The organism is Cupriavidus sp. 30B13 (assembly GCF_049059565.2).
Lineage (GTDB): Bacteria > Pseudomonadota > Gammaproteobacteria > Burkholderiales > Burkholderiaceae > Cupriavidus.
Genome location: NZ_CP188224.1, coordinates 1,415,495 through 1,433,819 on the forward strand (window position 1 = coordinate 1,415,495; position 18,325 = coordinate 1,433,819).

Genomic DNA, 18,325 nt, shown 5'->3' on the forward strand with positions numbered 1-18,325 from the left:
TATGCGTTTGGCCGGCCCGGTGCGGGCTAATGTCCATGCATTCTGGCGCCGGATAAATGTCTGCGTGAATGTATTTGCACTGCGCGCAACACCCTGGCATGCCGCTTGCGAGTTTGCCCCACGGAGTGCCGCCGAATGCAAATTGGCGTGCTATATTCTTTCACCGTCGACGGTACGGCGCATGTCAAGGGCGGGGCGCAAGCTCCGCGTCCGGCATGCCGCCAGCGCGCCTTGGTCCGGTGGCAGCGTCGACGTCCTGCAGGAATCCCGCTGTCCTTTCCACAAGAGACCCGCCCCGTGTCCATGGTCCAGCTGGCGCTGCGTCGCCCGTACACTTTTATCGTGATGGCGATGCTGATCGTGCTCGCCACACCCTTCGCGCTGCTGAAGATGCCGACCGACATCTTCCCCGAGATCAACATCCCGGTCATCAGCATCATCTGGAACTACAACGGCCTGTCGCCGCAGGAGATGGGCCAGCGCATCTCGGCGCAGAACGAGCGCAGCCTGACCACCACCGTCTCCGACATCGAGCACATCGAGTCGACCTCGCTCAACGGGGTGGCGATCATCAAGATCTTCTTCCAGCCCACCGCCAACATCCAGACCGCGATCGCGCAGGTGGTGGCGGTGGAGCAGTCGCAGCTGCGGCAGCTGCCGCCCGGCATCACGCCGCCGCTGGTGATCAAGTACTCGGCCTCCAGCATCCCGGTGGTGCAGCTCAGCCTGTCCAGCCCCACGCTGCCCGAGCAGTCGCTGTTCGACGCCGCGGTCAACCTGCTGCGCCCGCAGCTCATCACCATCCCCGGCGTGGCGGTGCCGTTCCCCTACGGCGGCAAGAGCCGGCTGGTGTCGGTGGACCTGGACATGCAGGCGCTGCAGGCGCGCGGCCTCGCGCCGGCCGACGTGGTCAACGCGGTCAACCTGCAGAACCTGATCCTGCCGTCGGGCACCGCCAAGCTCGGCGAGACCGAGTTCAACATCAAGATGAACGGTTCGCCCGACGCGATCGCCGGGCTCAACGACCTGCCGGTGCGCACCATCGGCAACAACACCACCTACCTGCGCGACGTGGCCTACGTGCGCGACGGCTTCTCGCCGCAGACCAACATCGTGCGCCAGGACGGCCAGCGCGGCGTGCTGCTGTCGCTGCTGAAGAACGGCGACGCGTCCACGCTGGACATCGTCAAGAACCTGCGCGCGATGCTGCCGCGCGCGCAGCAGATCATGCCGTCCGACGTGAAGGTCACGCCGCTGTTCGACCAGTCGGTGTTCGTCAAGGCCGCGGTCAAGGGCGTGGTGTTCGAGGCGCTGATCGCCGCCGGCCTGACCGCCGCGATGGTGCTGCTGTTCCTGGGCAACTGGCGCAGCACGCTGATCATCGGGCTGACCATCCCGCTGTCGATCCTGGCGTCGGTGCTGATGCTGCACGCGTTCGGCGAGACCCTGAACCTGATGACGCTGGGGGGCCTGGCGCTCTCGGTGGGTATCCTGGTGGACCAGGCCATCGTCACCATCGAGAACATCGAGCGGCACATGCACCTGGGCAAGCCGCTGCTGGAGGCGATCGACGCCGGCGCCGGCGAGATCGGCGTGGCCGCGTTCGTGTCCACGCTGTGCATCTGCATCGTGTTCGTGCCGATGTTCTTCCTCGAGGGCGTGGCGCGCTTCCTGTTCGTGCCGCTGGCCGAGGCGGTGGTGTTCGCGATGGCGGCCTCCTACATCCTCTCGCGCACGCTGGTGCCGACGCTGGTGATGCTGCTCATGGGCGGCGCGCACGCGCCGCCCGACGGCGGCAAGCCGAGCCTGCTGCAGCGGCTGTACCGCGGCTTCGACCGCCGCTTCGAGCACGTGCGGCGCGTCTACACGCTGGCGCTGTCGGCGCAGCTGGCCAACCGCAAGCGCTTCGCCACGGTGTTCCTCGGCTTCTGCGTGCTGTCGTGCGCGCTGATTCCGTTCCTCGGGCGCGACTTCTTTCCCACCGTGGACGCCGGCCAGATCCGCCTGCACATGCGCACGCCGACCGGCACCCGCATCGAGGAAACCGCGCGCGTGGCCGACCAGGTGGAGGCGGCCATCCGCGAGATGATCCCGCCCGACCAGCTGGAAACCATCCTCGACAACCTGGGCGTGCCCAACAGCGGCATCAACCTCTCCTACAGCAACGCCGGCACCATCGGCACGCTCGACGGCGAGATCCTGATGTCGCTGCGCGAGGGCCACCGGCCCACCGAGGAGTTCATCTCGCGGCTGCGCGCCGAGCTGCCCAAGCGCTTCCCGGGCGTGGAGTTCTTCTTCCAGCCGGCCGACATCGTCACGCAGATCCTGAACTTCGGCCTGCCGGCGGCGATCGACGTGCAGTTCACCGGCAACGACCTGCAGGGCAACGCGCAGCTCGCCGGCGAGCTGGTCAAGCGGATCCGCCAGATTCCCGGCGCGGTCGACGCGCACGTGCACCAGCGCAACGACTATCCGGCGATCAACCTCGACATGGACCGCACCCGGCTGCAGCAGCTCGGGCTGTCGGCGCAGAACGTCGGGCAGAACGTGCTGATCTCGCTGTCGGGCAGCTCGCAGACCTCGCCGGCGTTCTGGCTCAATCCGAACAACGGCATCGTCTACAGCGTGGCGGTGCAGACGCCGCAGTACAAGATCGATTCGCTCGACACGCTGCTCAACCTGCCGGTGGCCGGCGCCGCCAGTGCCGCCAATGTCCCGAACGCCGCCGGCCCCGCGGCGGCGGCCGCCCCGAGCGGATCGCAACTGCTGGGCAACCTGGTGCAGGCCTCGACCGCGCGCCAGCCAGCGGTGGCGTCGCGCTACAACATCCTGCCGGCCATCGACATCTACGTCAGCGTGCAGGGCACCGATCTGGCCAGCGTGGCGGGCAAGGTGCAGAAGCTGGTCGACGAGATGCAGGGCAAGCTGCCGCGCGGCTCGCAGCTCGTGGTGCGCGGGCAGGTGCAGACCATGCAGTCGTCGTTCATCGGCCTGGGCGTCGGGCTGGCGATGGCGATCGTGCTGGTGTACCTGCTGGTGGTGGTGAACTTCCAGTCGTGGATCGACGCGGCGGTCATCATCGCCGCGCTGCCCGCGGCGCTGGCCGGCATCGCGTGGATGCTGTTCATCACCGGCACCACGCTGAGCGTGCCGGCGCTGACCGGGGCGATCATGACCATGGGCGTGGCCACCGCCAACAGTATCTTGCTGGTGTCGTTCGCGCGGCAGCGCCTGGAGGAGGGCGTGCCGCCGCTGGCGGCCGCGCTCGAGGCGGGCGCCACCCGCATCCGCCCGGTGCTGATGACCGCGCTGGCCATGATCATCGGCATGATCCCGATGGCGCTGGGCCTGGGCGAAGGCGCCGAGCAGAATGCGCCGCTGGGCCGCGCGGTGATCGGCGGGCTGCTGTTCGCCACCGTGTCGACGCTGTTCTTCGTGCCGGTGGTGTTCGCCGCCGTGCACCGCTGGCTGGCTGGCCGCAAGCCGCACGGTGGCACGGCGCATCCGCCGCTGGCTCCCACACATCAAGAGGGTTGAAGCGATGACCGAACAACGCCATGCAGAGCTGGGTCTGCACCTGGCTGACGACGAAGCCGGCGGGCAGGACCCGCACGAGCAGCTCAAGCGGCGCGAGGTGGCGCGGCGCACGCGCATCGCCGCGCTGGTGGTGCTGGCGCTGCTGGTGCTGGGCGCGGGCCGCACCATGATCAGCCGCTACGCCGACGCCAAGGCGCTCAAGACCGGCACCGAGGAGCGCGCCACGCAATACGTGCAGACGGCGCTGCCGCAGACCGGCAGCAGCCAGTCGCTGGCGCTGCCGGGCACGCTGCAGGGCTATGTGCAGGCGCCCATCGCCGCGCGCGCCAACGGCTACGTGAAGCGCTGGACCAAGGACATCGGCGCGCGCGTGGAGAAGGGCGAGCTGCTGGCCGAGATCGAGACGCCGGAAATCGACCAGCAGCTCAGCCAGGCCATCGCCGCGCGCGAGCAGGCCGCCTCCAGCCTGGCGCTGGCGCGCAGCACGGTGGAGCGCTGGGAAGGGCTGCGCAAGAAGGACGTGGTCTCGCAGCAGGAACTGGACGAACGCCGCAGCGCGGTGACGCAGGGCGCGGCCAACGTGGCCGCGGCCGATGCCAATGTGCAGCGCCTGCGCCAGCTCGAAGCCTTCAAGCGCGTGGTGGCGCCGTTTTCCGGCATCATCACGCGCCGCAGCGTGGACGTGGGCGACCTGATCGACGGCAACCGCCAGCTGTTCCTGCTCTCCCAGACCGATCCGCTGCGCGTCTATGTCAACGTGCCGCAGAGCTACGCCAACCTCGTCAAGCCCGGCCAGGAAGTGGTGGTGACGCAGCCCGAGCTGCGCGGCCAGGCTTTCAAGGGCGAGGTGGCGCGCACCGCCGCCTCGATCGATACCACGACCCGCACCATGCAGGTCGAGGTCAACCTGCCCAACCGCGAAGGCGCGCTGCTGCCCGGCGCGTACGTCACCGTCTCGCTGCCGCTGAAGAACGCGCAGGCGCTGCTGGCGCCGAGCAATGCGCTGCTGTTCCGCGGCGAAGGCACGCGCGTGGCGGTGGTGGATGCGCAGGGCAAGGTGACGCTGCGCCCGGTCAGCCTGGGCCGCTATTACGGCACCACCGTGGAAGTGCTGGATGGCCTCGGCCTGCAGGACCGGCTGGTGCTCAATCCGTCGGACTCGATCGCCAACGGCGACCGCGTGGTGATGGCGCCCCTGGCGCAGAACGCGGGCGCCAATGGCGGGCAGGGCGCCGCGCCGGCGGAGGCCAGGCGATGAGGCTGCGGCGTGCGTTGCCGGTCCCGGTGCCGGCGCTTGCCTCGGCCCTTGCCCTGGCGCTTCTGCTGGGCGGCTGCGCGGCCGGCCCGGACTACCGCAAGCCGGATTCCGACCTGCCGGTGGCGTGGAAGGTCGAGCCGCCGTGGCGCGAAAGCACCCCCGGCGACAGCGTCGCCAAGGGCACCTGGTGGGAACGCTTCGACGATGCCCGCCTCAACGCGCTCGAGCAGCAGGCGCTGGCGGCCAACCCCACGCTGGCCGTGGCCAATGCCCGCCTGGCGCAGGCCCGTGCGCAGGCCAACGCGGCCAATGCCGGGCTGTTCCCGCAGATCGGCGTCAACGCGCGCGCCCAGCGCGGGGCCATTTCCGCCAACCGGCCGCTGACCAACTACGCGGCGCCGAATTTCGGGACGGTGCAGAACGACCTCGCGCCGACCTTCACGGTGGGCTACGAGCTGGACCTGGCCGGCCGCGTGCGGCGCACCATCGAGAGCGCCGAGGCGTCGGCGCAGCAGTCGCAGGCCGATTTCGAGAACGTGCGGCTGCTGCTGACCACCGATCTGGCCGCCAACTATTACAACTTGCGCGCGCTCGACATCGAGCTCGACGTGCTGCGCCGCTCGATCGGACTGCAGCGCCGCGCGCTCGAGCTGGTCAGCGCGCGCCACGATCTCGGCGCCGCTTCCGGGCTGGACCTGGCGCAGCAGCAGGCCCTGCTCGATGCCACGCTCACCCAGGTGGACGTGCTTGCCAAGCAGCGCAGCCAGTTCGAGCACGCCATCGCCACGCTTACCGGCACCGCGGCGCCGCTGTTCGCGCTGGCCCCCGAGGTAGCCGAGCTGGTGCCCCCCGCGGTGCCGCTCGGCGTGCCGTCCGACGTGCTGGAGCGCCGGCCCGACGTGGCCTCGGCCGAGCGCGCCATGGCCGCCGCCAACGCGCAGATCGGCGTGGCCAAGTCCGCCTTCTATCCCAGCGTGATACTCGGCGCGGCGCTCGGCGGCGAAAGCGGCTCGTTCGGCTCGCTGTTCGACCTGCCCAGCCTGGTCTGGTCGGTCGGCGCCACGGCGGCGGTGACCCTGTTCGACGGCGGCAAGCTGCGCGCCAACCTGGCGTTCGCGCAGGCCGGCTATGACGGCACCGTGGCCAACTACCGCCGCGTGGTGCTGACCGCGATGCAGGAAGTGGAAGACGGCATCACCGGGCTGGCCGCGCTGTCGCGCGCCAACGACCAGCAGCAGCGGGCCGTGGGCAGCGCGCGCCAGGTGCTCGACATGGCCACGGCCCGCTACGAAGGCGGCGCCACCGCCTACCTGGACGTGATCACCGCCCAGCAGGGCCTGCTCGGCGCCGAGCGCACGGCGGCGCAGTTGCGCGGCCAGCAGATGCTGACCGCGGTGTTCCTGGTCAAGGCGCTGGGCGGCGACTGGGGCGGCGCTTCGACGCTGGCCGACGGCGGGAAGAAGGGGATGGGGCAGGTGGTGGCGAAGTAGGCAGCCACGCTTCGGCGGCAGACGAGAAAACGCCCGGGCTTGCCTGGGCGTTTTGCTGCATGCGGTGATTTGTCGTCATCGTTGACGCCGGCAACTCGCCGGCAACTCGCCGGCAAAAAAAGCGCCCGGACCAGGCCGGGCGCTTTTTGCTTCCACGGCCCCCAAGGGCCGCGGGCGCTGCCTCAGCGCTGGTATGCCGGCGGCAGGAAGCCCGCGAAACGCTGCTGCGTGGTCGCCTTGAATTCCGGCGACTGGTAGGCGTCGCGGATGTCCTTGACGAACGGCTTGCCGAGGTCGGCGGTGCGCACGGCCACCAGGTTCATGTAGTAGTCGGGAATCTTCTCCAGCGACAGCGCCTCGGTCAGCTTCAGGCCGGAAGACAGCGCGAAGTTGCCATTGACGAAGGCGTAGTCCACGTCGTCGAGCGAGCGCGGCAGTTGCGCGGCTTCGAGCTGGATCAGCTTGAGCTTGTGCGGGTTGGTCTCGATATCGCGCTCGCTGGCGCGGATCGGGTCGGTGCCGGGCTTGAGCGTGACCCAGCCGATCTGCTGCAGGATCGCGATGGCGCGCGCCAGGTTGGACGGATCGTTGGGCAGCGAGACGGTGGCGCCCGGCTTCACTTCGGCCAGGGTCTTGTGCTTGCGGCTGTAGATGCCGATCGGCGCGGTGGGCACCTGCAGCACTTCCGACAGTTGCAGGTTGCGGTCGCCGGCGAACTTCTTCAGGTAGGCCACGTGCTGGAAGGCATTGGCGTCGATGGCGCCGTCGGCCAGCGCCAGGTTGGGCTGCACGTAATCGCTGAACTCGACGATGGTGACCTTGTAGCCCTTCTTTTCCAGCAGCGGCTTGATGCCGTAGCGGATCTGGTCCGAGTACGGGCCGGCGGTGGCGCCGAAGCGGATTTCCTTCTTGTCCGGATCGGCCGCGCCGGCCGTCTGGATCACGCCGAGCGCAAGCACCGCGGCAATCAGTCGAATCCCGAAACCCATTTTCATCAAAGCTCCCCGTGTCGTTGGTGTGTGGCGTGCCCGCGCGGTTGCCGCATCGGGCGAGGGAGCCATTGTAGGGGGCTAGCTATGCGCAAGGAACGAGTAAATATGCATGGGTATATAACGCAGGCGAATAAGGAGCCCGGATCGGCGGTGTGGCATTTGATGCGCTTTCCCTCTCCCCGGCCCTCTCACCGTCCCTCTCCCGCAAGCGGGAGAGGGCAGAAAACCGGCGGGCGGGAAACGGCAGGGCAGGCGGCGCCGGCCTCAGGCCGCCGCCAGCGCCCGGTCCAGGTCTTCCAGCAGGTCGTCGATATGCTCGATGCCGATCGACAGGCGCACCATGTCCTCGCTGACGCCGGCGGCCTTCAGTTCGGCGGCGTCGAGCTGGCGGTGGGTGGTGGAGGCCGGGTGCGTGGCCAACGACTTGGCGTCGCCGATATTGACCAGGCGCGTGAACAGCTGCAGCGCGTCGAGGAAGCGCGCGCCGGCCTCGCGGCCGCCGCTCTTGAGGCCGAACGAGAGGATGCCGGGGCCGCGGCCGCCGAGGTAGCGCTGCACCAGGGCGTGGTCCGGATGCTCGGGCAGGCCGGCGAAGTTGACCCATTCGACCTTGGGGCTGGCCTTGAGATGGCGCGCCACGGCCAGCGCGTTCTCGGTGATGCGGTCCAGTCGCAGGGCCAGGGTTTCGATGCCTTGCAGGATCAGGAAGGCATTGAACGGCGACAGCGCCGCGCCGGTATTGCGCAGCGGCACCACGCGCGCGCGGCCGATGTAGGCGGCCGGGCCGAGCGCTTCGGTATAGACCACGCCGTGGTAGGACACGTCGGGTTCGTTGAGGCGCCGGAAGCGGGCCTTGTGCTCGGCCCACGGGAACTTGCCGCTGTCGACGATGGCGCCGCCCACGCTGTTGCCGTGGCCGCCCAGGTACTTGGTGAGCGAATGCACGACGATGTCCGCGCCGTGCTCGAACGGCCGGCACAGGTAGGGCGAGGGCACGGTGTTGTCGACGATCAGCGGGATGCCGTGGCTGTGCGCGACCTTGGCGATGGCGGCGATGTCGACGATATTGCCGAGCGGGTTGCCGACCGATTCGACGAAGATGGCCTTGGTGCGCTCGTCGATCAGGTCGCCGAAGGCGGCCGGGTTGCGGCCGTCGGCGAAGCGCGTCTCGATGCCGGACAGCGGCAGCGTGTGGGCGAACAGGTTGTAGGTGCCGCCGTAGAGCTGGCTGGCCGAGACGATGTTGTCGCCGGCTTCGGCGATGGTCTGGATGGCGTAGGTGATGGCCGCCATGCCGGACGCCAGCGCCAGCGCGCCCACGCCGCCTTCGAGCGCGGCCAGGCGCTGCTCGAGCACGTCGTTGGTCGGATTCATGATGCGGCTGTAGATATTGCCGGGCACCTTGAGGTCGAACAGGTCGGCGCCGTGCTGCGCGTTGTCGAAGGCGTAGGCCACCGTCTGGTAGATCGGCACCGCCACCGCGCGGGTGGTGGGGTCCGGGGAGTAGCCGCCGTGGACTGCAATCGTCTCGAGTTTCATGGTGTCGCTGGTGTCGCTATTGGATTTATGTGTGTCGGGAAGCCGGCAGGGAGCGGGCATGGTAGCAGCGCGGGCGGGCGCCCGCCACGGTGGCGGCCGGTGATCGCACCGGCCTCGCACCGGGCCGCGCCGCTTGTGCGTCGTTTGCGGGTCGCTTCTGCGCCGCCTTTCCGCTGTCCGCGCTGCCGGCCCGCGCCGGGATCACTGGCTGGCGAGCGGGAAGCTGGCCTGCCAGACGTTGTCCTTGACCTGGATGGGGGCCGGAATCAGCTTTTGCTGGTGGAACAGGTCGGCCACCTGCTGCTGCGTGGCCACCACCTCCGGCGTCACCGGGGTGGCGCCGTAGGGCACGCGCTTGAGCCAGGCTTCCACCACCTGCACGTCGAGGCCGATGGCCGGCGCAAGCAGGGCGGCGGTCTCGCCGGGGTTCTTCACCACCCACAGGCCGCTGGCGCGCAGCTGTTCGAGCACGGCGTTGATGACCTGCGGGTGTGCCTTGACGAAGCCGCCGGCGGCTTCGTAGAAGTTGAACGGCGAGGGCACGCCTTCGTAGTCGGCGATGGTGCGCACCTTGAGCGCCTTCTGCGCCAGCGCGTAGTAAGGGTCCCACACCACCCAGGCGTCCACGCTGCCGCTTTCGAAGGCGGCGCGGGCATCGGCCGGCGGCAGGTAGATCGGCTGGATGTCCTGCAGGCTCAGGCCGTTCTTCTTGAGCAGCTGCACCAGCAGGTAGTTGGAGCTGGACCCCTTCTGCAGCGCCACGCGCTTGCCCTTGAGGTCGGCCACCGTGTGCACCGGGGACTTGTCCAGCACGAACAGCGCCTCGTTGGTCTTGCCGCCGGGCTCGGCCCCCACGTAGACGAAGCTGGCGCGCGCGGCCTGGGCGAACACGGCCGGCGGCGCGCCGGTGTAGCCGAAGTCGATGCTGCCGGCATTGAGCGCCTCCAGCAGTTGCGGGCCGGCCGGGAATTCCTTCCACTCGACCTTGAAGCCCAGCGGCGCGAGTTTCTTCTCGAGCGAGCCCTGGGCCTTGAGCACGGCGAGCAGGCCGGCCTTCTGGTAGCCCACCCGCACGGCCTGGTCGGCGGCCGTGGCGCAGGCGGACCACGCAAGGGTGGCGATGGACAGGGCAAGGCCAAGGCGGCGGGGCCAGTTGCGCAGCAGGGTCATGCGATTTCTCCGGGAGGGTGGCGGGGAGCGGGAGGATCCGGTCCGGCCCTATGGTTGCGAAATCGCGCTGGCAGGGGAAGGAAGCTTATTGCATTTGAATAGAACCGACCGGGCCGGCGGCGGTCAGACCGGGTCTGCCCGCCGCCGGGAGGCGGCATGGCGCGGGGCGCGGCGCGCGCCATGCGCGCGTTGCGATTTGTGCAAGCGCTTTCAAGGGTGCGCACCCTGCGACACCTTGCCGCACTACAGAACTTTCTGAACAAGCGCACCGTTCGCCGCACGATCGCGCGAGATGGTGCATTGTCCGGTTTATCGGACAGTGTGTTTCTGGTTCCGGGTTTACCCTCGTTGTTGCGATGCGGTAGATTCGCGCCACGATGTCTGACGTACCCCGATCCTCATCAAGAAACCACGTTTGCCGCACAGGCAGGCGTGTCGAGCATCGCCACCGCAGCATCCTCCTGTGTGGACCGCCGCAGTCCCACAACGCTCCGTCCCGCAAGGACCGAGCCACCCTGCCTGCCCCGTCCTACAAGGACCAAGCCAGTCTGCCTCTGATTGGCGCCTCGCCGGGCCGGCAGGTCGCTTGAACCGAGTTTCCCCCAAGCCTTAAGTTGCCCCTTGCTTGCGCATCGGGCGGCAAAACCACGCCGCGCCGTCGTTCCGTGGCTTACTCAACCAGTCGTGACATGAAGATACCCGAACTTCCGCGTTGGACGCGGTTCCTGCCCGGTGGCGCCTTGCTGCTGCTGGCCGGCTGCAACATGACCGTGCTAGATCCGAAGGGCCAGATCGGCGCCGACGAAAAGAACATCATCCTGATCGCGACCTGGCTGATGTTGCTGGTGGTGGTGCCGGTGATCATCCTGGTATTCACCTTCGCCTGGAAGTACCGCGCAAGCAACAAGAACGCCCGCTACGAGCCGAACTGGTCGCACTCGACCGGGATCGAGGTGGTGGTGTGGCTGATCCCGTGCCTGATCATCCTGGTGCTGGGCATCATCACCTGGAAGTCCTCGCACGACCTGGACCCGTACAAGCCCATCGAATCCGACGTCAAGCCGATCACCATCGAGGCCGTGGCGCTGAACTGGAAATGGCTGTTCATCTACCCCGAACTGCACATCGCCACCGTCAACGAGATCGCGTTCCCGGTCAATACGCCGGTGAACTTCAAGATCACGTCCGATTCGATCATGAACTCCTTCTTCATCCCGCAGCTGGGCAGCCAGATCTACGCGATGGCCGGGATGGAGACCAAGCTGCACCTGATCGCCAACGAAGCCGGCACCTATGACGGCATGTCCGCCAACTACAGCGGCGGCGGCTTCTCGGGCATGAAGTTCAAGGCCAAGGCCGTGTCGAACTTCGACTTCGAGCAATGGGTCAAGCAGGTCCGCGCCTCGTCGCGCGAGCTGAACCTGGCCGACTACGAACAACTGGCCAAGCCCAGCGAGAAGGATCCCGTGACCCTGTTCGCCAAGGTCGATCCGCAGCTGTACCACGGCATCCTGCACAAGTACATGGACGGCGCCGGCGGCGCGATCGCCGGCAACGGCACCTCGTTCGGTCCTGTCTGCACCTCGCGCAACACCCTCGGCGAGAGCCAGGTGTCCCTGGCCGCGCCCGCTACGTCGGCGCCGGGCTCGAATTCCTAGGAGTAATGATGTTTGGCAAATTGAGTTTGGATGCCATCCCGTTCCACGAGCCCATCGTCATGGGCACGTTGTCGGTGGTGGCCCTGGGTGCGCTGGCGCTGTTCGCGCTGATCACCTACACCCGCAAGTGGGGCTGGCTGTGGAATGACTGGTTCACCTCGGTCGACCACAAGAAGATCGGCATCATGTATTCGGCCGTGGCCATGATCATGCTGCTGCGCGGCTTCGCCGACGCCATCATGATGCGCACCCAGCTGGCGCTGTCCACCAACGGCTCGCCGGGCATCCTGCCGCCCGAGCACTACGACCAGATCTTCACCGCCCACGGCGTGATCATGATCTTCTTCGTGGCGATGCCGCTGATGACGGGCCTGATGAACCTGGTCGTGCCGCTGCAGATCGGCGCGCGCGACGTGGCTTTCCCGTTCCTCAACACGCTGAGCTTCTGGCTGTTCGTGGCCGGCGCCATGCTGGTCAACGTCTCGCTGGGCGTCGGCGAGTTCGCGCGCACCGGCTGGCTGGCCTATCCGCCGCTGTCGGGCCTGCAGTTCAGCCCCGGCGTGGGGGTGGACTACTACCTGTGGAGCCTGCAGATCTCCGGCCTGGGCACCTTGCTCACCGGCGTGAACTTCCTGGTCACCATCCTCAAGATGCGCGCCCCGGGCATGACCCTGATGCGCATGCCGGTGTTTACCTGGACCGCGCTGTGCACCAACGTGCTGATCATCGCCGCCTTCCCGGTGCTGACGGTGTCGCTGGCGCTGCTGGGCCTGGACCGCTACTTCGACATGCACTTCTTCACGAACGAAATGGGCGGCAACGCCATGATGTACGTGAACCTGATCTGGATCTGGGGCCACCCCGAGGTGTACATCCTGATCCTGCCGGCATTCGGCATCTTCTCCGAGATCATCTCGACCTTCTCGGGCAAGAAGCTGTTCGGCTACAAGGGCATGGTCTACGCGACCTGCTCGATCATGGTGCTGTCGTTCCTGGTCTGGCTGCACCACTTCTTCACGATGGGCTCCGGCGCCAGCGTGAACGCGTTCTTCGGCATCACCACCATGATCATCTCCATCCCGACCGGGGTGAAGATCTTCAACTGGCTGTTCACCATGTACCGCGGCCGCGTGCGCATGACCACGCCGGTGCTGTGGACGCTGGGCTTCATGGTCACCTTCGTGATCGGCGGCATGACCGGCGTGCTGATGGCCGTGCCCGCTGCTGACTTCGTGCTGCACAACAGCCTGTTCCTGATCGCCCACTTCCACAACGTGATCATCGGCGGCGTGCTGTTCGGCTACCTGGCCGGCATCACCTACTGGTTCCCGAAGGCGTTCGGCTTCAAGCTCGACGAGCGCCTGGGCAAGTGCGCCTTCTGGTGCTGGCTGGTCGGTTTCTACCTGGCCTTCATGCCGCTGTACGTGCTCGGCTTCATGGGCATGACCCGTCGCCTGAACCACACCGACAACCCGGCCTGGAACCCGTTCCTGTACGTGGCCGTCTGCGGCGCCGCGCTGATCGGCCTGGGCATCGTGTTCCAGGTGCTGCAGATCGTGGTGAGCGTGCGCAACCGCAAGGCGCTGGCCGACGTCACGGGCGATCCGTGGGACGGCCGCACGCTGGAGTGGGCCACGTCGTCGCCGCCGCCGTTCTACAACTTCGCGCACACCCCGGTGGTGCGTGACCTGGACGCCTTCGCCGACATGAAGGCCCGTGGCGAAGCGCCCAGGCAGCAAGCGCACTACGAGCAGATCCACATGCCGAAGAACACCGGCGCCGGCTTCTACATGGGCGTGTTCAGCTTCGTGCTGGGCTTTGCCGCGACCTGGCATATCTGGTGGCTGGCCGCAGCGGGCCTGGTGGGCATGATCGTGTCCTTCATCTTCCGCAGCAACGACGACCATATCGACTACTACGTGCCCGCACGCGAAGTCGAGGCGGTCGAAAAGACTCACTTCCAGCGCGTCGCGTCGCAGGCCTGAAACCTATGTCCACACAAGTCCTAGACAGTCATTCCGCGCATGCCGCCCCGGCGCATGCCCATGACCATTCGCACGACCACGCTCACCACGACACCAGCGCCAACACCGTGTTCGGCTTCTGGGTCTACCTGATGAGCGACTGCATCATCTTCGCCGGTCTGTTCGCCGCCTTCTCGGTGCTGCGCGGCGAAGTGGCGGGCGGCCCCTCGGGCAAGGAACTGTTCGAGCTGAACTACGTCCTGGTCGAGACCTTCCTGCTGCTGTTCTCCAGCCTGACCTCGGGCATGGCGATGGTGGCGCTGCACAACGGCCAGAAGGCCCGCCTGCAGTTCTGGCTGGCCATCACCTTCCTGTTCGGCGTGGCCTTCATCGGCATGGAAATCAACGAGTTCCATCACATGATCGCCGAAGGCGCGGGCCCCAACCGCAGCGCCTTCCTGTCGTCGTTCTTCACGCTGGTCGGCACCCACGGCCTGCACGTGGCCAGCGGCCTGCTGTGGATGGCCGTGCTGATCTGGCAGATCGCCCGCAAGGGCCTGACCCCGACCATGAACAAGCGCCTGGCGTGCTTCGCGCTGTTCTGGCACTTTCTGGACATCGTCTGGATCGGCGTGTTCACCGTGGTCTACCTGATGGGAGCGATGTAATGGAACACAGCAACGTCTCGACCGCCGGCCACGGCGCGCACGGCACCAGCGCCGGCGGCGCCAGCCACAGCAGCGCCCGCAACTATGTGATCGGTTTCGTGCTGGCGGTCATCCTGACCGTCATCCCGTTCCGCCTGGTGATGGGCGGCTCGCTCGACGCCGGCACCACGCTGGCCGTCATCCTGGGCCTGGCCGTGGTGCAGATCGTGGTGCACCTGGTGTACTTCCTGCACATGGACCGCTCCTCGGAGCAGCGCTGGAACGTGATGGCGCTGGCCTTCACCGCGCTGATCCTGGTGATCGTGGTGGCAGGGTCGCTGTGGATCATGCACAACATGAACCACAACATGATGGTGCGCTGAATGGCGCGCTGAAGGTCTTCCTTCCGGCGTAACGACAAAGGCGGCCCGCGGGCCGCCTTTGTCGTTTCCGGGAGCGGCCCGCCTACGCCGCCGCGCGCGCCGGTGCCGCGTGGTTGGCCGGCTCGCCCGCCTTGGGCGCGCCTGACTTGATGGCGACGCTGCGCCGCCCGTCCACGCCGACCGGCACGTCGCCGGCGATGGTGACCCGCCGCACCACGCGCTTGGCGTCGCCATAGTCGTTGATGGCGTAGTGCTGGGTGGCGCGGTTGTCCCAGATCGCCACGTCGCCGGCGCGCCAGCGCCAGCGCACGGTGTTCTCCAGGCGGTGCACGTGGTCCTGCAGCACGGCCACGAGGTGCTGCGAGTCCGAGCCCGAATAACCCAGCAGCTTCTTGACGAAATGCCCCAGCACCAGCGTGCGCTCGCCGGTTTCGGGATGCACGCGCACCACCGGGTGCTCGGTCTCGTAGATGGCGGAGGTGAAGACTTCGCGGTAGCGCTTGATGGCGTCGGTGCTCACCGTGGTGCGCGTGGCGGCGTAGTCGTAGTCGTTGGTGTGCAATGCCCACAGGCGGTCGGCCAGTTCGCGCAGGCTGTCCGGCAGGTCCTGGTAGGCGGTGGCGGTATTGGCCCACACGGTGTCGCCGCCGGCGGCCGGGATGATCACGCCGCGCAGCACCGAGACCTGCGGGTAGGCCAGGTCGAAGGTGACGTCGGTGTGCCAGGAATTGGCGCGCCCGCCGTGCTCGGAATCCAGTTCCAGCAGGAAGCGCGTGCCGTCGCGCGAGGGCACCGTGGGATGCGGCACCGGCGTGCCGAACAGGCTGGCGAAGCCTTCCTGCGCGGCGTCGTCGAGATGGTCCTGGCCGCGGAAGAACAGCACCTTGTGGCGCAGCAGCGCCGCGCGCACGGCGCCGAAGGTGGCGGCGTCGAGGTCGGGCGAGAGCCGCAGGCCGCGGATCTCCGCGCCGATGCGCCCGGCTACCGGGTGGATGTCGAGCTCGGCTTGCCCGACTTGCGTTGCGGCGTGCTGCTGGGTCATGAGGTTTCTCCTGTGGGTTGTCCTGCGCGTTCCGCGCGTCTTTTGGCAGGGCGGGCGCTTCAGATGGCGAACTGGATATTGGGCGGCAGCCGGGTGCCATCCGCCTGCGCCTCGCGCTTGACCGGCGCCTCGGCCAGCTCGGCCAGGCGCCCGGTGAATTCCTGCAGCACGTCGTCCTTGACGCGCGCGAAGGCGGCCGAGGCGCGCTCGCGCGGGTGGGCCAGCGGCACCGGCAGGATGCGCCGGATGCGGCCCGGGCGCGGCTCCATCACCACCACGCGGTCGCCCAGGTAGACCGCTTCCTCGACGTCGTGGGTGACCAGGATCATGGTGATGCCCTCGGCCTGCCAGATGCGGTGCAGCTCCTGCTGGAGGTAGGCGCGCGTGAGCGCGTCGAGCGCGCCGAACGGTTCGTCGAGCAGCAGGATCTCGGGGCGGGTGACCAGCGCGCGCGCAATCGCCACGCGCTGCGACATGCCGCCGGACAACTGGTGCGGGAAGGCGGTCTCGAAGCCCGCCAGGCCCACCAGCTCGATGTGCTCGCGCACCGTGCGGCGCTTGTCGGTCTCGGTGATGTTGGCGTTGAGCAGCGCCATGCGGATGTTCTGCTCCACCGTCAGCCACGGGAACAGCCGGTGCTCCTGGAACACGATGCCGCGGTCCAGGCTGGTGCCGGCCACGCGCTTGCCGTCGAGCAGGATCTCGCCCTTGTAGTCTTCCTCCAGCCCGACCACCAGCCGCAGCAGGGTGGACTTGCCGCAGCCGCTGGCGCCGACGATGCTGACGAACTCGCCCGGGGCGATCGACAGCGTGATGTCCTCCAGCACAGGCAGGGGCGCGCCCTTGACCTGGTATTGCTTGCGCAGGTGCTCGATGCTGAGCGTGCCGGCATGCGCCATGTGGTTCTCCGGAAAAGATGGGCGGTAAGGATGGGGTTCAGAATGCGGCGACGGAGCGTCCGCGCCAGGCCAGCAGCCGGCCTTCGATGCGGCTGGCGAGCCAGTTCAGCGTGAAGCCGACCAGCCCCACCACGATCACGCCGAAGATCACCAGGTCCATCCAGAAGTTCTCGCGGCCGTCGATCATGGTGTTGCCGATGCCCTTGCCGGCCACCAGCAGGTATTCGGCGCCGAGCGTGGCCAGCCACGCATAGATCAGCGCCAGGTGGATGCCGGCGAAGATCGACGGCGAGGCCGCCGGCAGCACCACGCGCAGCAGCACCTGCCAGCGCGAGTACTTCAGCACGCGCGCCACTTCCAGCAGGTCGGCCGGCACGCCGCGGATGCCTTCGAAGGTGTTGAGCACCACCGGGAAAAACGCCGCCAGCGAGAGGAACACCACCTTGGCGGTGTCGCCGAGGCCGAACCACACCGAAATCAGCGGGATCCACGCGAACAGCGAGATCTGCTTGACGGTATGGAAGGTCGGTCCGGCCAGTTGCTCGAACAGGCGCGAGAGCCCCAGCGCCGCGCCGAACGCCAGCCCCACGCTGGCGCCCAGCGCGAAACCGGCCAGGTCGCGCCACAGGCTGGCGCGCAGCGCCTCGAGCAGGGCGCCGCTGCGCACCTGCTGCACCGCCGTGTCCCAGACCTTGGAAACCGGCACCAGCAGCGGCGAGGTGCTCCAGCCGAAGCGCACCGCCGCCCACCACAGCACCACCAGCGCGATCGGCAGGATCCAGCCGCGCAGCGGCCGGGGAATGCGCAGGGAGCGCGTGGATGATTCCGCCATCTTGGTTCCTTCGTGATCGGTTCGTCGTTTGGCCAGGAAAGGCATCAGAGGGGATCGGAGGGCATCAGAGGCCCGGCTTGCGCCAGCGCAGCACCGCCGCCTCGGCCAGCGCCAGCGCCTTGTCCAGCGCGAAGCCGACCGCGCCCACCACGATCACCGCGGCGATCACCATGTCGAGCTGGAACAGCTGGCGGCCGTACACGATCATGTAGCCCAGCCCCTCCGACGAGGCCAGCAGCTCCACCACCACCAGCGCCAGCCACGCATGCGTGAGGCCGTAGCGGATGCCGTTCCAGATCGGCGCCGCGGCGGCCGGGAACACCACGCGCGACAGCATCTGCCAGCGCGTGAAGCGCAGCACGCGCGCCACCTCGATGTAGCGCGTGGGCACGTTCTGGATGCCCTTGTAGGTATTGAGCGCGATCGGCACCAGCGAGGCCTTGGCGATCAGGATGATCTTGAGGGCCTCGTCGATGCCCACCAGCAGCATCAGCAGCGGCAGCCAGCCCAGCACCGGCACCTGGCTGAAGGCCTTGAAGGTGGGATAGACGTAGTCGCGGAAGTTCGGCGACAGGCCCATCGCCACGCCCAGCGCCAGCCCGCCGGCCAGGCCCAGGGCAAAGCCGCCGGCCACGCGCATCGCGCTGACGGCCAGGTTGGCCTGCAGCTCGCCGCTCTGGTAGAGATCGGCGAGCGTATGCCACACCGCGTCGGGCGACGGCAATACCTGCGGCGGGATCCATTCGAGGCGCGCCGCCACGTACCAGCCCAGCAGCAGCGCCAGCGGCACCGGCCAGGCCAGCAGCCAGGCCAGGTGCTGGCGCCCGGGGCGCCAGCGGCGCGCCGGCGCGGCGTCTTGCGCGGCGGCGTGTCCCGCCGGAGGCAGCGCCAGGGTTTCGTTGGCCGCCATCGCG

General features: G+C 68.0%; 14 protein-coding genes. 7 read left to right on the forward strand and 7 right to left on the reverse strand.

Annotation, left to right across the window (positions count from 1 at the left end; genetic code table 11):
- Positions 1-297: 297 nt before the first annotated feature.
- Genes ACKI2N_RS25445 through ACKI2N_RS25455 form a run of 3 tightly spaced genes read left to right on the forward strand, consistent with a single transcriptional unit; the run spans position 298 to position 6,285 of the window.
- Entirely contained in the window at positions 298-3,537 is a 3,240-nt protein-coding gene (locus ACKI2N_RS25445; protein WP_420991577.1) for an efflux RND transporter permease subunit, read from the forward strand.
- Positions 3,538-3,541: 4 nt separating this feature from the next.
- The gene (locus tag ACKI2N_RS25450; RefSeq protein ID WP_420991578.1) at positions 3,542-4,795 is read left to right on the forward strand and encodes an efflux RND transporter periplasmic adaptor subunit; all 1,254 of its coding nucleotides are present in this window, start codon (positions 3,542-3,544) and stop codon (positions 4,793-4,795) included.
- The gene (locus tag ACKI2N_RS25455; RefSeq protein WP_420991579.1) at positions 4,792-6,285 is read left to right on the forward strand and encodes an efflux transporter outer membrane subunit; all 1,494 of its coding nucleotides are present in this window, start codon (positions 4,792-4,794) and stop codon (positions 6,283-6,285) included. The genes ACKI2N_RS25450 and ACKI2N_RS25455 overlap by 4 nt, the downstream gene beginning before the upstream one ends.
- A gap of 182 nt (positions 6,286-6,467) precedes the next feature.
- Here the strand turns inward: ACKI2N_RS25455 and ACKI2N_RS25460 are convergent, their stop codons facing one another.
- The 3 genes from ACKI2N_RS25460 to ACKI2N_RS25470 all read right to left on the reverse strand — a co-directional run bounded on the left by ACKI2N_RS25460 (position 6,468) and on the right by ACKI2N_RS25470 (position 9,986).
- Complete coding sequence (locus ACKI2N_RS25460) at positions 6,468-7,280, reverse strand: MetQ/NlpA family ABC transporter substrate-binding protein (protein ID WP_420991580.1); 813 nt, start codon at positions 7,278-7,280, stop codon at positions 6,468-6,470.
- Between the two features lie 261 nt (positions 7,281-7,541).
- Complete coding sequence (locus ACKI2N_RS25465) at positions 7,542-8,816, reverse strand: O-acetylhomoserine aminocarboxypropyltransferase/cysteine synthase family protein (protein WP_020203456.1); 1,275 nt, start codon at positions 8,814-8,816, stop codon at positions 7,542-7,544.
- 201 nt (positions 8,817-9,017) lie between these two features.
- Entirely contained in the window at positions 9,018-9,986 is a 969-nt protein-coding gene (locus tag ACKI2N_RS25470; RefSeq protein ID WP_420991581.1) for an aliphatic sulfonate ABC transporter substrate-binding protein, read from the reverse strand.
- A gap of 689 nt (positions 9,987-10,675) precedes the next feature.
- Here ACKI2N_RS25470 and cyoA point away from each other — a divergent pair.
- The 4 genes from cyoA to ACKI2N_RS25490 are packed head-to-tail and all read left to right on the forward strand — an operon-like array spanning position 10,676 to position 14,638.
- Positions 10,676-11,644 carry a ubiquinol oxidase subunit II gene (gene cyoA, locus ACKI2N_RS25475; RefSeq protein WP_420991582.1) on the forward strand — a complete coding sequence of 323 codons (969 nt, stop codon included), beginning with the start codon at positions 10,676-10,678 and terminating at the stop codon, positions 11,642-11,644.
- An 8-nt stretch (positions 11,645-11,652) separates the two neighbouring features.
- On the forward strand, positions 11,653-13,629 hold the full coding sequence (gene cyoB / locus ACKI2N_RS25480) for a cytochrome o ubiquinol oxidase subunit I (RefSeq protein ID WP_420992056.1): 1,977 nt from the start codon (positions 11,653-11,655) through the stop codon (positions 13,627-13,629).
- Between the two features lie 5 nt (positions 13,630-13,634).
- Complete coding sequence (gene cyoC / locus ACKI2N_RS25485; protein ID WP_420991583.1) at positions 13,635-14,276, forward strand: cytochrome o ubiquinol oxidase subunit III; 642 nt, start codon at positions 13,635-13,637, stop codon at positions 14,274-14,276.
- Positions 14,276-14,638, forward strand: a complete 363-nt coding sequence (locus tag ACKI2N_RS25490) for a cytochrome o ubiquinol oxidase subunit IV (RefSeq protein ID WP_420991584.1) — start codon at positions 14,276-14,278, stop codon at positions 14,636-14,638. The genes cyoC and ACKI2N_RS25490 overlap by 1 nt, the downstream gene beginning before the upstream one ends.
- An 82-nt stretch (positions 14,639-14,720) precedes the next feature.
- Here the strand turns inward: ACKI2N_RS25490 and ACKI2N_RS25495 are convergent, their stop codons facing one another.
- From ACKI2N_RS25495 to ACKI2N_RS25510, 4 genes are all read right to left on the reverse strand, one after another.
- Positions 14,721-15,680, reverse strand: coding sequence for a TauD/TfdA dioxygenase family protein (locus ACKI2N_RS25495; RefSeq protein ID WP_420991586.1), 960 nt, complete (start codon positions 15,678-15,680; stop codon positions 14,721-14,723).
- Positions 15,681-15,739: 59 nt separating this feature from the next.
- Complete coding sequence (locus ACKI2N_RS25500) at positions 15,740-16,579, reverse strand: ABC transporter ATP-binding protein (RefSeq protein ID WP_420991587.1); 840 nt, start codon at positions 16,577-16,579, stop codon at positions 15,740-15,742.
- A gap of 37 nt (positions 16,580-16,616) precedes the next feature.
- Positions 16,617-17,411: an ABC transporter permease gene (locus ACKI2N_RS25505; RefSeq protein ID WP_420991588.1), complete on the reverse strand. Its 795-nt coding sequence runs from the start codon at positions 17,409-17,411 to the stop codon at positions 16,617-16,619.
- Positions 17,412-17,475: 64 nt separating this feature from the next.
- Positions 17,476-18,321: an ABC transporter permease gene (locus ACKI2N_RS25510; RefSeq protein ID WP_420991589.1), complete on the reverse strand. Its 846-nt coding sequence runs from the start codon at positions 18,319-18,321 to the stop codon at positions 17,476-17,478.
- Positions 18,322-18,325: the final 4 nt, after the last annotated feature.

Bases quoted from the DNA above. Each gene is read 5' to 3' on its own strand.
- ACKI2N_RS25450 (WP_420991578.1), top strand. From the start codon at position 3,542: ATGACCGAACAACGCCATGCAGAGCTGGGTCTGCACCTGGCTGACGAC.
- ACKI2N_RS25455 (WP_420991579.1), top strand. From the start codon at position 4,792: ATGAGGCTGCGGCGTGCGTTGCCGGTCCCGGTGCCGGCGCTTGCCTCG.
- ACKI2N_RS25460 (WP_420991580.1), bottom strand. From the start codon at position 7,280: ATGAAAATGGGTTTCGGGATTCGACTGATTGCCGCGGTGCTTGCGCTC.
- ACKI2N_RS25465 (WP_020203456.1), bottom strand. From the start codon at position 8,816: ATGAAACTCGAGACGATTGCAGTCCACGGCGGCTACTCCCCGGACCCC.
- ACKI2N_RS25470 (WP_420991581.1), bottom strand. From the start codon at position 9,986: ATGACCCTGCTGCGCAACTGGCCCCGCCGCCTTGGCCTTGCCCTGTCC.
- cyoA (WP_420991582.1), top strand. From the start codon at position 10,676: ATGAAGATACCCGAACTTCCGCGTTGGACGCGGTTCCTGCCCGGTGGC.
- cyoB (WP_420992056.1), top strand. From the start codon at position 11,653: ATGTTTGGCAAATTGAGTTTGGATGCCATCCCGTTCCACGAGCCCATC.
- cyoC (WP_420991583.1), top strand. From the start codon at position 13,635: ATGTCCACACAAGTCCTAGACAGTCATTCCGCGCATGCCGCCCCGGCG.
- ACKI2N_RS25490 (WP_420991584.1), top strand. From the start codon at position 14,276: ATGGAACACAGCAACGTCTCGACCGCCGGCCACGGCGCGCACGGCACC.
- ACKI2N_RS25495 (WP_420991586.1), bottom strand. From the start codon at position 15,680: ATGACCCAGCAGCACGCCGCAACGCAAGTCGGGCAAGCCGAGCTCGAC.
- ACKI2N_RS25500 (WP_420991587.1), bottom strand. From the start codon at position 16,579: ATGGCGCATGCCGGCACGCTCAGCATCGAGCACCTGCGCAAGCAATAC.
- ACKI2N_RS25505 (WP_420991588.1), bottom strand. From the start codon at position 17,411: ATGGCGGAATCATCCACGCGCTCCCTGCGCATTCCCCGGCCGCTGCGC.
- ACKI2N_RS25510 (WP_420991589.1), bottom strand. From the start codon at position 18,321: ATGGCGGCCAACGAAACCCTGGCGCTGCCTCCGGCGGGACACGCCGCC.